The organism is Candidatus Thiosymbion oneisti (assembly GCF_900092655.1).
Taxonomy (GTDB): domain Bacteria; phylum Pseudomonadota; class Gammaproteobacteria; order Chromatiales; family Chromatiaceae; genus Thiosymbion; species Thiosymbion oneisti.
Genome location: NZ_FLUY01000170.1, coordinates 1 through 12,746 on the forward strand (window position 1 = coordinate 1; position 12,746 = coordinate 12,746).

Annotated in this window: 9 protein-coding genes and 1 pseudogene; 5 read left to right on the forward strand and 5 right to left on the reverse strand. The window is 55.0% G+C overall.

The window, feature by feature from the left end; all coding sequences use genetic code 11:
• Window positions 1–431 precede the first annotated feature (431 nt).
• A complete protein-coding gene (gene gyrB / locus BQ17_RS01585; RefSeq protein ID WP_089723998.1) occupies window positions 432–2,837 on the forward strand; it encodes a DNA topoisomerase (ATP-hydrolyzing) subunit B in 2,406 nt (801 codons plus the stop codon).
• A 12-nt stretch (window positions 2,838–2,849) separates the two neighbouring features.
• Here the strand turns inward: gyrB and BQ17_RS01590 are convergent, their stop codons facing one another.
• The 4 genes from BQ17_RS01590 to glyQ are packed head-to-tail and all read right to left on the reverse strand — an operon-like array spanning window position 2,850 to window position 7,192.
• Complete coding sequence (locus BQ17_RS01590) at window positions 2,850–3,575, reverse strand: lysophospholipid acyltransferase family protein (RefSeq protein ID WP_089723990.1); 726 nt, start codon at window positions 3,573–3,575, stop codon at window positions 2,850–2,852.
• 11 nt (window positions 3,576–3,586) lie between these two features.
• A complete protein-coding gene (gene gmhB / locus BQ17_RS01595) occupies window positions 3,587–4,135 on the reverse strand; it encodes a D-glycero-beta-D-manno-heptose 1,7-bisphosphate 7-phosphatase (protein WP_207787701.1) in 549 nt (182 codons plus the stop codon).
• A gap of 38 nt (window positions 4,136–4,173) precedes the next feature.
• Window positions 4,174–6,267: a glycine--tRNA ligase subunit beta gene (gene glyS / locus BQ17_RS01600; RefSeq protein WP_089723991.1), complete on the reverse strand. Its 2,094-nt coding sequence runs from the start codon at window positions 6,265–6,267 to the stop codon at window positions 4,174–4,176.
• Entirely contained in the window at window positions 6,251–7,192 is a 942-nt protein-coding gene (glyQ, locus tag BQ17_RS01605) for a glycine--tRNA ligase subunit alpha (protein WP_089723992.1), read from the reverse strand. Before glyQ ends, glyS begins: the two co-directional genes overlap by 17 nt.
• Window positions 7,193–7,667: 475 nt before the next feature.
• Here glyQ and BQ17_RS01610 point away from each other — a divergent pair, with 475 nt between their 5' ends.
• The 4 genes from BQ17_RS01610 (at window position 7,668) to BQ17_RS01625 (ending at window position 12,246) form a co-directional block, all read left to right on the forward strand.
• Window positions 7,668–8,111, forward strand: a complete 444-nt coding sequence (locus tag BQ17_RS01610; protein WP_089723993.1) for a hypothetical protein — start codon at window positions 7,668–7,670, stop codon at window positions 8,109–8,111.
• Window positions 8,112–8,237: 126 nt separating this feature from the next.
• Window positions 8,238–8,621: a four helix bundle protein gene (locus tag BQ17_RS01615; RefSeq protein WP_089723994.1), complete on the forward strand. Its 384-nt coding sequence runs from the start codon at window positions 8,238–8,240 to the stop codon at window positions 8,619–8,621.
• Window positions 8,622–8,641: 20 nt separating this feature from the next.
• Window positions 8,642–11,356 carry a DNA polymerase I gene (polA, locus tag BQ17_RS01620; RefSeq protein WP_089723995.1) on the forward strand — a complete coding sequence of 905 codons (2,715 nt, stop codon included), beginning with the start codon at window positions 8,642–8,644 and terminating at the stop codon, window positions 11,354–11,356.
• Between the two features lie 125 nt (window positions 11,357–11,481).
• Window positions 11,482–12,246: a c-type cytochrome gene (locus tag BQ17_RS01625; RefSeq protein ID WP_089723996.1), complete on the forward strand. Its 765-nt coding sequence runs from the start codon at window positions 11,482–11,484 to the stop codon at window positions 12,244–12,246.
• Between the two features lie 159 nt (window positions 12,247–12,405).
• Here the strand turns inward: BQ17_RS01625 and BQ17_RS21255 are convergent.
• Window positions 12,406–12,746 (reverse strand): annotated as a pseudogene (locus BQ17_RS21255) (hypothetical protein); the annotation flags it as partial.

Sequence of the window (12,746 nt, forward strand, 5' to 3'; positions counted from 1 at the left end):
GATTTTAAATCGGTAGGCTGGGTCGAGGGACGAGACCCAGCAAACCAGCTGGCCTGTAAACGCTGGGTTTCGTTCCTTAACCCAGCCTACTCCTGTACTCTGGTCTGCGGCCCTTTTTAGACAGCCTCTTAGCATTAGTGTAGGTTGCGTTAGCCGCGTGGGGAAATGCTTGGGGAAGCACTGTGTTGAACGCGGCGTAACGCAACATGATGCCTTCTCAGGCAGTAGGCGCGGCATTGGTAGGCACAGCCTACCCTATGGGTCTGGTCCGCTGAACCGTATCATCCAGGCAGACGTCTTCTTGGGCAGCATCAAGTAACGCTGGACAGTGCTGTTCTATGTGTTCCACGTGGAACAAAATGTTCCGGCACCTCCGATTGTCTAATATTGGGAACCCTTCATGGTTCTCTTTTTTTATGAGGGTTTCCTCTATGAGCTACGATTCATCGAGTATAAAAGTTCTACGGGGTCTCGATGCTGTTCGAAAAAGGCCCGGCATGTACATTGGTGATACGGATGATGGAACTGGCCTTCATCATATGGTTTTCGAAGTGGTTGATAACTCCATCGATGAGGCCCTGGCAGGGCATTGCAGCGATATCATCGTTACCCTCCATGCAGATGATTCTGTCTCTATTGTGGATGATGGACGCGGTATCCCGGTAGATATTCACCCTGAGGAAAATCGATCCGCTGCTGAAGTGATCATGACGGTTCTCCATGCTGGCGGTAAATTCGATGCTGACTCCTACAAGGTCTCCGGTGGTCTGCACGGAGTTGGTGTATCCGTTGTTAACGCCTTGTCCGAGCATCTCACCATGCGTGTACGCCGTAGTGGTAATCTCTATATACAGGAATACAAGTTGGGGGAACCGCTTTATCCTCTGAAGAGTGTTGGCCGGTGTGATGGAACGGGAACGGAGATTCGGTTTCGGCCGTCTGGAGAGATATTTTCAGACCTGGGATTTCACTATGACATTCTTGCAAAACGCCTGAGGGAGCTTTCCTTTCTCAATTCCGGTGTCAGGATTTCACTGGTGCAGGAAGGTACGGGGCGTAAAGATTGCTTTGAGTATAAGGGCGGAATACAGGCGTTTGTAGAGCATCTTAATCGCAACAAGGTTGCAATCCATCCCACGGTTTTTTCTTTTCTTTCAGAACGCCAGGGTATCCTTGTGGAGATTGCATTGCAGTGGAATGAGTCTTTTCAGGAGAAGATTTTCTGTTATACGAATAACATTCCCCAGCAGGATGGTGGAACTCATTTGGCTGGTTTTCGGGCTGGTCTGACTAGGACGCTTAATCAGTATATCGATCGAGAGGAGTTGGTGAAGAAACATAAGGTTCGGGCAGTTGGTGATGATGCCCGTGAGGGGCTTACGGCTGTCGTATCTGTGAAGGTTCCAGACCCTAAGTTCTCTTCCCAGACGAAGGAAAAGCTCGTTTCTTCCGAGGTCAAAGTTGTTGTTGAGGGGCTGTTGATCGAGCATCTAACTGAGTTTCTTGAAGAGCATCCAACTGAAGCCAAGACGATTGCAAATAAAATGCTCGAGGCGGCACGTGCGAGGGAGGCGGCACGGAAGGCCCGGGAAATGACGCGACGCAAGGGTGTTTTGGATGTTGCGGGACTGCCAGGGAAGCTTGCGGACTGCCAGGAGAAAGATCCTACAAGGTCCGAACTCTATCTGGTTGAGGGAGATTCTGCTGGCGGTTCTGCTAAGCAAGGGCGTGATCGGGCGTTTCAGGCGATTCTTCCCCTCAAGGGTAAAATCCTCAATGTAGAGAAGGCACGTTTTGACAAGATGTTGTCTTCTACGGAAGTGGGCACGCTCATTACCGCTTTAGGGTGTGGAATAGGTCGCGAAGATTATGACCCTGATAAGCTGCGCTATCACCGGATAATCATAATGACCGATGCGGATGTGGATGGGGCCCATATCCGAACACTATTGTTGACATTTTTCTATCGTCAAATGCCGGAGCTGGTAGAACGTGAACATATCTATATTGCGCAGCCGCCGCTCTATAAAATTAAGAGAGGGAAACAAGAACTCTATCTGCTCGATGATGCAGAGCTAGATGGGGCCCTGCTGCAGGCGACACTAGATAATGCTCAGCTCTTTGTGTCGGGGAATGCTCCGCCTATGGCCGATACCGCTTTTGAGATGTTGGCAAAGGACTATCAGGTCTACCAAGGTATCATTGCAAGGCTTTCTACGCGCTATGACCGGGCTCTTTTAGAGTCGTTGCTTTCTTTGCAGCGAATTGACGTGGAAACCTTGATGGATGTGGAAGGGTTCACCGGTTGGCTATCTCAGCTCCAGGGGTATCTGAATGCTAAGTCCGGCTCTGGTGAAAGGTTTTCTGTCAAGCGATTAGAACCTGATGAAGCAGGTTACCCTGGTCTGGTGTTTACCCGCCTGTACCACGGGATTCCAGAGACTAGCTACTTATCGATCGATTTTTTTCGCAGTGCGGACTATACCCGTATCACTGCCGTCGGGGACAAACTCAACGGACTGGTAGAGCCAGGGGCCTATGTTTCCCGTGGTGATAAGCGCCGGATGATTGGAAGCTTTGGTGAGGGTCTTGAGTGGCTGATCGAGGAGGTAAGGCGCGGCTATCATATTCAGCGTTACAAGGGTCTTGGCGAAATGAATCCCGATCAGCTTTGGGAAACGACTATGAACGCTGAAACAAGGAGGCTCTTGCAGGTGACCATTGAGGATGCAATCGCCGCGGATGAGGTTTTTACCACCCTGATGGGGGATCAGGTAGAGCCTCGCCGGGAGTTTATTGAACGGTATGCGCTCGATGCGGAGAACGTCGATATCTGATTTCTAGAGGTATTACTGTAGGTCTCTACGTGGCAGCTCCGCTACGGTTTCCTCGATCCATTCCTCGACGCGTCGGCTTATCTCAGTTGCAGAAAGTCTCTCGGGATTCAGCGGTTTTCCAATAACCAAGGTAATTTCCCCTGGGTATTTCTTTAGGTCCCTACGCCGCCAGAATACTCCCGCATTATGGGCAATAGGCAACACTGGATAGCCTGTCTTTCTTGCTAGCATGGCTCCACCTCTGTTGTAGTGCTGTCTTTTGCCGGAAGTAACCCGTGTGCCTTCCGGAAAGATGGTGATCCAGCGCCCCTTATCCAGCCAGTATTTACCCTGATTGAGTAGCTCTTGTAGAGAGCGGCGGGCATTATCACGATCGATCGTAATTGGTCGAAGGGCCGCAAGGGCCCATCCGAAGAAAGGTACCCATAAGAGCTCGCGTTTCACCACCCAAGTGTTCTCTGGTGGTAGTAGGGCACGTAACGTGATGATCTCCCACGCCGATTGGTGCTTGCAGAGAACGATGCAGGTAGAGGATGGTAGATTTTCCTTACCCTGTACTTGATAACCGAGCCCACAGATCAGCTTCAGTGCTTGGAGGTTGATCTTCCCCCAGTGTTGGCTAACCTTTGAAACCAGCCTGTAGGGTAGGATCCATCCAAAGATACTGATGGGCAAGCCATACAGGATAACGGTGATCGACAGGAACAGCATGTATAGGATTGATCTCAGTGTAACCATGCTTGCAGCTCTCAGCCAGCCAGGAGTGCATCTACGGCGGTGGAAAGATCCTTGTGGATAGGTATACCGGTTAGGTCATCCATGTGTTCTTCAACGGTTGCTTGTCCCTTTCCGGTTAAAACGAGTAATGGTGAGGCACCTACTGCAGCTGCTGCCTGAATATCCCGAAATGAGTCACCAATCATAGGTACTCCTGCCATGTTGATCCGTAGTCGCTTTGCAATATCCTCAAGGAGACCAGGAAGTGGTTTACGGCAACGGCAATTTATGTTGGGGGTGTGAGGGCAAAGGAAGATGGCTTCTATCTGCGCACCGAATACCGAGAGCTCCCGTCGCATTTTGCGATGTATAGTATTGATGGTATCAATGCTGAAGTAACCGCGACCCAGGCCTGATTGATTTGTTGCCACGATAACTCGATATCCTGTGTGGTTAAGCCTAGCGATCGCCTCGAGGCTACCTGGGATGGGTATCCACTCCTCTGGTGTTTTTATATAGTCGTCGGAATCTTGATTGATAACGCCGTCCCTGTCGAGGACCACGAGCTTGATACCCTGCATATTTCCACTCATCGGCAAGATACTGTGCAGCGGTTGAATTAATCTTGTTTATGAAACTCAGATTTCAGAAACGATATGTCTGCGACCTTTAAAAAGAGGGCTTCGGTATCTCGCAGAAGTGTGAGCCGATTACGTCTTAGATCCGATTGCTCGGTCATTACCATGACCTTGTCAAAAAAGGTGTCGATGTCATTATGCAATTCCGACAGCATCTTCAAGATGCCCTTGTAGTCTTGGGTCTTGAGGAATGGTGAGATGCCGGACGCTAGGGATGTGATCCTTGCTTCCAGGCGTCGTTCCGCATCATCCTGTAGTAGGTCGGTATCGATCCGTTCAGGTATGCTCTCCGAGTGCTTGCGCAGGATGTTGCGTATGCGTTTATTGGCGGCTGTTAGGGCTGCTGCTTCGGGAAGTGATCGGAAGTCCTCCACCGCAAGGATCCTACGGTGGATGTCGCTCGGTACCGTGGGATTCACTGCCAATACCGAATCGACGATATCCGCCCTGATGTTTTGATCCAGATAATAACCCTTGAGGCGCTCCATACAATACTCGAAGACTTCTGCAACGATCCCTTTTGTATCGACCTTGTCCTTGAGCGTTTCCGATGAGAAGTTGAGGATCTCTCTTAGATCGAGTGACAAAGGGGTCTCGATAAGGATTCGCAGCAAGCCAATCGCTGCTCGACGCAATGCGTAAGGGTCCCTGACACCCGTTGGACGTTGACCGATCGCGAAGATACCCACGAGTGTGTCGAGCCTGTCGGCGATCGACAGAACCAGGCCACAATCTGATTGAGGAAGCTCGTCCCCGGCGCGGCGTGGCAGATATTGTTGCTCTATGGCGGAGACTACACAGGGATTCTCCCCCGCCTTCCAGGCGTAGTACCGGCCTATGGTGCCCTGTAGACCGGGGAACTCGAGGACCATTTGGGTTACCAGGTCACACTTGGCGAGCTGAGTGGCCCTGATTGCCAGTCCTTGGTCTATACCCAGAAGACTTGCGATCTGCCGGGAAATCCGGCCAAGACGCACCGATTTTTCCGCTAACGTCCCGAGCCTTTCTTGGAATATGACCTTCTCCAGCTTAGGTTCGAACGCTTGGAGGGGTCGCTTTAGATCTTGCTCCAAAAAGAAGGCTGCGTCTGAGAATCGAGGTCGAATGACACGTTCATTTCCGGCCCGTATCTGAGCAGGATCCCGGCTTTGAATATTGCTGATGGTGATGAAGTGCGGCAATAACCTGCCATTGGAGGAGACTAGGGGAAAGTACTTTTGGTGCTTCTGCATGGTCTCTATGAGGACTTCCGATGGCATCTCCAGAAAGCCTTCATCGAAAGCACCCATAATTGCATATGGCCACTCGCAGAGTGCGGTGACCTCATCGAGCAGGTCGTCTTCCATGATAGCTTGACCACTGGCATCTTCGGCTAGTGCCTGTACTTGGTTGCGTATCATTTCCCGGCGCGTCGAGAAGCTCGGCTCGACCTTTCCCTGGGTGCGGAGAATTTCAGCGTACTGGGAGGCGGATGGAATGGGGAGGGCTACCGGAGCCTGGAAGCGATGGCCCCGAGTTAGGCGACCAGCATTGATGCTGAATAGCCGTCCTTCTACAGGGTCTTCTCCGAAGACGATAGTCACCCAGTGAACCGGGCGAACGAACTCATCGTCCTGTTCACCCCAGCGCATCCGCTTAGGGATAGGCAGCGCCTCCAATGCCTTTGCCGTCATATCGACGATCAGATCCGTGGTATTCCGGCCCTGTTGGACCTGGCGAAATACCAGCCAGGCACCCTTCGACGTTTCTTCCTGCTGTAGCTCCTTGACTGAGACACCGCAGGAGCGGGCAAAGCCGGAGGCTGCTCTTGTAGGCTGGCCTTGAGTATCGAATGCAACCTGTAAGGCCGGGCCCTTGCGTACGATCTCTTGGTCCGGTTGGCGTGTTGCTAACTCCCGGACGAGTAGCCCCAGGCGACGTGGTGTGGCGAAGGGCTCGATCCATGAGAATCCTAGCTCATGTTTCCGCAGCTGATCCTCCAATCCTTTCTTGAAGGCCTCTGACAGCACCTGTAAGGGTTTCGGCGGAAGCTCCTCGGTGCCGATCTCTACCAGGAGGTCATGTGTCTCTTCCATAAATCGCCTCCGTTATCCGGCTTTTTTGCGCCATGGGAAAGCCCAGAGCCTCCCGTCGGTCATAGTAGGCTTGGGCTACTGCCTGGGCTAGGGTACGGATGCGCAGGATGAAGCGCTGCCGCTCGGTTACGGAAATCGCATTGCGGGCGTCTAGTAGGTTGAAGGTGTGAGATGCCTTGAGTACCTGCTCATACGCGGGAAGTGGAAGCCCTGTGTCGATCAGGTGTCGGCCCTGTTCCTCACAGGTATCGAATTGTCGGAATAGGGAATCGATATCGGCATGCTCGAAATTGTACGCGGACTGTTCGACCTCATGCTGATGGTAGACGTCCCCATAGGTCACCGTGCGGTCATTGGTGCTGGTCCAGATGAGATCATATAGGCTCTCCACTCCCTGCAGGTACATGGCGATGCGCTCGAGCCCATAGGTTATCTCTCCTGTAACGGGCCGGCAGTCAAGTCCTCCCACCTGCTGAAAATAGGTAAACTGGGTTATCTCCATGCCGTTGAGCCAGACCTCCCACCCGAGTCCCCAGGCGCCCAGAGATGGTGACTCCCAGTTGTCTTCGACAAAACGGATGTCGTGGATGAGTGGCTCGATCCCCAAGATGCGGAGTGAATCCAGATACTGGTCCTGGATGTCCAAGGGTGAAGGTTTCAGGACGACCTGATACTGGTAATAATGTTGCAGACGATTCGGATTCTCTCCGTATCTTCCGTCGGTGGGGCGTCGTGAGGGCTGGACGTAGGCGCTTCTCCAGGGCTCCGGACCGATGGAGCGAAGGAAGGTCGCCGGATGGAAGGTACCGGCCCCGACTTCCATGTCATAGGGTTGCATGACAACACAGCCGCGCTTGGCCCAAAAGCGCTCTAAGGTGAAGATGAGGTCCTGAAATGTAATAAGGCCTTCTGGTTTCGTGATCAACGTCGACTCTCATGAATCCGGTGTTGGAGGGTACCTTGGGAAGTGGAGGGACCCATGTAGGATGAAAAGAACCGACCGGATCGGCTTTTCCTCGAAGTGTGTAATTATATCCGGTCGTGTTGCAAAACCCGATCCTATTTGCCGAGAGCAGTCTCACGGCATGCGGTTCCCGAAGTCGTTGCAGACATTCCTGCAACCGCCTTTTGAATTGATTAAAACTCGGCATTCGGTAGTCTCAGTGATTTGGAGACCTGCGAAACCCTGGACTTGGAAGCAAAGAACATTCGCAGTTTTGTTTTCACTGATATGGATTCGCCGATCAGATTATTCCTAGGTCATCTGTTTCTTTTGTTGGAGATGTGACAAGGTAAAATGACTGCACTAGTCGTCGGCTTTCAGGCGCTGTCAAAGGATGAGAGGCCTGTGGCGCTGGTGCTCGACTCAAGAAGCTTCTGGTTCCGGTCAATCGATTCTTATGATCTTAGAACGCAAGATCCGTCGTTACGCTGCCTATTTCCATGGTTGGGCAACCGCATTCGGTAATCACGACAAACACTTCGACGAAAAACGGGACCTTTCGTGGTTGCTCGGTGAGGGTCAGATCGGATTGATATTGACACCTCGGGTCAAGGCTTTCCTCCGCCCCCTGTTCCTGACTAACCGCGAAGCAGGTCTGCCCCAGGTCGAGCTCGGTCCCGAAGGGCTCCGGATCGCCGATACGGCGCTTCGGTTCGGCACGGAGGACCGGCCCGAGTTCGACGCCGTCATGGATCTATTGAAAGGTGCGAACGACCTGCATTTACTGCAAACCTATCACGTCATCTACCCATCCGGTACCCGTATCCTGACTCTGAGTCACCACTCCCCTCTGGCATTGGTCTATCGTGAGATCGAGCCCCTAACGCTGTGCTTGGTCTGAGGAGGAGTGGTGAGTGGCGAGTGGAGAGTAAAAAGCTATCAGGATTTAGTGGTATGGCAGAAATCGATGGAGCTGGTAGAGCGGGTGTATCGAATGACGAAGACGTGACCTGAGGAGTGGGGAGTGATGAGTGGCGAGTGGAGGGTAAAAAGCTATCAGGATTTGGTGGTATGGCAGAAATCGATGGAGCTGGTGGAGCGGGTGTATCGAATGACAAAGGCGTTCCCCAAGGAGGAAGTGTATGGATTGAGCAGTCAGATACGGCGCGCGGTGGTATCGATTCCCTCGAACATTGCGGAGGGACAAGCGCGCAGGACAACGGCGGATTTCCTGAATTTCCTGTCGATCGCTCAGGGCTCCCGGGCAGAGGTAGAGACGCAAACCCTAATCGCGCAACGGTTGGGCTACGTGACCTCAGGACAGATCAGCGAGATTCTCCTGCTGCTGGAAGAAATATCAAAGATGCTCAATTCGTTGAGAGTGAAACTCCGAACCACAACTAACCACTAACCACTAACCACTAACCACTCATGACCAAACACTATCCCTTCGTCCTCGTCGACGGATCGTCCTATCTGTTCCGCGCCTATCATGCCCTCCCTAAGCTCGTCAACTCGAAGGGGGAGGCCACCGGGGCCGCGGTCGGTGTGCTCAATATGCTGCGCAAGCTCGGCACAGACTACCGGCCCCAATACATGGCGGTGGTATTCGATGCTGCCGGTAAGACCTTTCGGAACGCGATCTTTCCCGAGTACAAGGCCAACCGGCCGCCCATGCCGGAGGATCTGCGCGAGCAGATCGCGCCCCTCTACGAGACCATCCGCGCTATGGGTCTGCCGCTGCTGGTGGTCCCGGAGGTAGAGGCGGACGATGTCATCGGCACCCTCGCGGTGCAGGCCATGGCCGAGCACCTGGATACCCTGATCGCTACCGGCGACAAGGATATAGCCCAGCTGGTCAACGACCGCATCGCCTTGATCAACACCATGACCGACACCCTGCTCGATCGGGCAGGTGTCATCGCCAAGTTCGGCGTCCCGCCGGAGCGTATCGTGGACTACCTGAGCCTGATGGGGGACAGTGTCGACAACATCCCTGGTGTGCCCAAGTGTGGACCTAAGACGGCGGCCAGGTGGATTGACGAGTTCGGTAGCCTGGATGGAGTGATCGAGAACGCGGACAAGATCAAGGGCAAGCTCGGAGAGGGTCTGCGTGAAAGCATCAGTTGGCTGCCCCGCGCGCGAACGCTGGTTACCCTCAAGCTGGATGTCCCCTTGGATCTGGGCCCCCAGGATCTGGCACCCACCCCTCCTGACCTGGACCGCTTGCGTAGCTGGTACGAGCGCTTCGAGTCCAAACGCCTGTTGGCGACCTTGGGGGATAAATCCGACCTGGATCAGGCGGATGACCATCCGGTCGCAGAGCCGGCAGTGAACAATGAGTATGAGATCGTATATTCGAAGCAGGCCCTTGAAGCCTGGCTCGAGCGCCTAAGATCCGCGGACCTCTTCGCCATTGATACCGAGACGACTAGCCTGGATTACATGCGGGCCACACTCGTAGGCCTGTCCTTCGCCGTCGAACCGCACCAGGCGGCTTATGTCCCGGTGGCCCATGACTACCCCGGAGCGCCTGAACAGCTCGACCGGGACTGGGTGCTGGAACGCCTGAGGTCCCTCCTGGAGGACCCGGACCGGCCCAAGCTGGGCCAGAACCTCAAGTACGACATGAGTGTGCTGGCCAATCACGGCATTCACTTGGCAGGAATCGTCCAAGATACTATGTTGGAATCCTATGTGCTGGCCAGTACCGCTACCCGCCATGACATGGACTCCCTGGCGAGGAAGTACCTGGAGCAGGAAACCATCCATTTCGAGGACATCGCAGGCAAGGGCGCTAAGCAGCTCAGCTTCGATCAGATCCCCCTGGAGCAGGCCGGTCCCTATGCCGCCGAGGACGCGGACGTCACCTTGCGCTTACACCGGGAGCTGTTTCCCCGGCTACAGGCGGAATCCTCCTTGTTGAACCTCTACCAGGAGATCGAGATGCCCCTGGTACCGGTACTCTCGCGTATGGAACGCAACGGCGTAGGCGTGGATGCGGATTTACTCGCCGCCCAGAGCACCGACATGGCGGCGCGTATGCAGGATTTGGAGCAAGCCGCCTTTGATGCAGCGGGACGCAGATTCAACCTGGGTTCTCCCAAGCAGATCGGAGAGATCTTCTTTCAGGAACAGGGACTTCCGGTCATCGCCAAGACCCCCAAGGGGGCTCCATCGACCTCCGAATCTGTGCTCCAGCAACTCGCCGAGCAGGGACACGAGCTGCCGCGACTCATCCTGGAATACCGGGGGTTGGCCAAGCTCAAGTCCACCTACACCGACAAGCTGCCGCAGATGGTCAACCCGCGCACCGGCCGGGTGCATACCAGCTATCATCAGGCGGTAGCCACCACCGGCCGCCTCTCCTCCTCCGATCCCAACCTGCAGAATATCCCGATCCGTAGCGAGGACGGACGACGCATCCGCCGTGCCTTTATCGCCGAGCCCGGCTACTGCATGCTGGCAGCGGACTACTCCCAGATCGAGCTGCGCATTATGGCCCATCTCTCCGGTGACGAGCGTCTGTTGGCCGCCTTTGATGCAGGCCTGGACATCCATCGGGCTACCGCCGCGGAGGTCTGGGGTGTACCACCCCAGGAGGTCTCCGGCGATCAGCGCCGTTCCGCCAAGGCCATCAATTTCGGGCTCATCTACGGGATGTCCGCATTCGGCCTGGCCCGCCAGCTCGGCATCGAGCGCCAAGCGGCCCAGGAGTATGTGGATCTCTACTTTCGGCGCTATCCGAAAGTCAAGGAATTCATGGAAGACATCCGCGAGCAGGGGCGTAGGGATAAGTACGTCGATACCCTATTCGGCCGTCGCATCTATTTGACCGACATCGATCACAGCAACCAAGGGCGGCGGGCGGGTGCCGAACGTACCGCCATCAACGCCCCCATGCAGGGAACGGCCGCGGATATCATCAAGCAAGCCATGATTGCGGTGGACCGCTGGATCCAGGACGAGCTGCCCACGGTGCGGATGATTATGCAGGTCCACGACGAGCTGGTGTTCGAGGTGGCGGAAGCAACGGCGGAAACCGCGGGAGAACGCATCCGTAAGGAGATGGAAGCAGCGGCGAAGCTGCGGGTGCCCTTGGCGGTCGACATAGGGATAGGAAAAAATTGGGAAGAAGCGCACTGAAGATCCCTGGGCAGCCCTTGAGGGTCCCGACTCTAACACAACCTGAATTAATCTATATTTATATATCAGATTAACTTGGAATGGAGTTACAAACCTGAACCTTCTCTACCGCGGGGTATGGATCCATGCGCCCATCAAAACTCGTGACCTTAATATTCGGCGTTCTGTTTACCTGCGCCGCGGTCGTGGTGGTGACTCGGGTCGTGGCGGCACCGAAACCCCGGCCGGATGCGGATACCGCAGCCCAGGACGCGGAGATGGCCCTACGGCTTACGCCTAACCCGGAGCGAGGACGGGAGATCTATCTGATGTGTGCGGTCTGCCATCAACCGGAGGGTTGGGGGACCGCTGACGGTCTCTACCCCCAGATCGCCGGTCAGCTCTACCCCGTGATCATCAAGCAGATGGCGGACATCCGGGCAGGCAACCGGGATACCCCCACCATGTTTCCCTTTACCATGCTGAATGTCCTGGGTCTGCAGCAACTTGCCGATGTGGCCGCCTATGTCAGCCGGTTGCCGATGAATCCGAACAACAGCATGGGACCGGGTACGGACTTGGAAAAAGGGGAACATCTGTACCGGGAGTACTGCCTGGAATGCCACGGTGCACACGGGGAAGGCATAGCCGAGGAGCATACACCCCTCATCCAGGGCCAACACTATCCCTACTTGGTTCGCCAGTTCGAATGGATAGCGCAGGCCAGGCGGCGCAATGCCGACGCAGAGATGGTCGAGCAGATCAAGGGATTCAGTGCCGAGGATATATCCGCCATCATGGACTACACCTCCCGCTTATCCCCACCCCCCGGAAAGCTGGCCCCGCCCGGATGGATGAATCCGGACTTTGCTGGGTTCGTACGTACTCCGAAGCGGCAGACCGGAGGTTAGCCCTGTTGAGGTTCGCTGTTCGAGGTGACGACCGGCCCGAAGCTAGGCGGGTGACGGCCATCCCTGGCCTGACCCGCCCCACGGGCTAAGGGTCTGACTGTAGCCTTGTTTAGAAATTGTTTTTTGCCGCAAATGAACGCAAATTGGTCGAATGATTCGTTATTCGGGCCACCAACGCTTCGGCTCAAACCCGGGCCGGTTCTTGACCTCCATGAGCTCATCGCCCACCGCCAGCACCAAGAAACCTTGTTTCTCCGCGTAGGCGAGCACACTCTTTTCCACACTGAGGCTGGCGAGGATCCCGATCAAAGGCAGGGCATTGTGCTCGGGAAAGAAGGTCCGGAACTCGGCGATGTCGGCCACGAAGCCATCCACGTCGCCGCTGCGCAGGGTCGCCTTGGTGCTGTTGAGGCAGACGCAATTGGGGGTGACCACCAGGGCGTCGAATTCCTTCACGCGCCCGTCGGGTAAACGGCGCTTGAGCCGCACCATGAGGTCAT

Coding starts and splice junctions, on each gene's coding strand:
- BQ17_RS01590 (WP_089723990.1), bottom strand. CDS start 3,575: ATGGTTACACTGAGATCAATCCTATACATGCTGTTCCTGTCGATCACC.
- gmhB (WP_207787701.1), bottom strand. CDS start 4,135: ATGCAGGGTATCAAGCTCGTGGTCCTCGACAGGGACGGCGTTATCAAT.
- BQ17_RS01625 (WP_089723996.1), top strand. CDS start 11,482: ATGCGCCCATCAAAACTCGTGACCTTAATATTCGGCGTTCTGTTTACC.
- BQ17_RS01610 (WP_089723993.1), top strand. CDS start 7,668: ATGATCTTAGAACGCAAGATCCGTCGTTACGCTGCCTATTTCCATGGT.
- BQ17_RS01615 (WP_089723994.1), top strand. CDS start 8,238: ATGAGTGGCGAGTGGAGGGTAAAAAGCTATCAGGATTTGGTGGTATGG.
- gyrB (WP_089723998.1), top strand. CDS start 432: ATGAGCTACGATTCATCGAGTATAAAAGTTCTACGGGGTCTCGATGCT.
- glyS (WP_089723991.1), bottom strand. CDS start 6,267: ATGGAAGAGACACATGACCTCCTGGTAGAGATCGGCACCGAGGAGCTT.
- polA (WP_089723995.1), top strand. CDS start 8,642: ATGACCAAACACTATCCCTTCGTCCTCGTCGACGGATCGTCCTATCTG.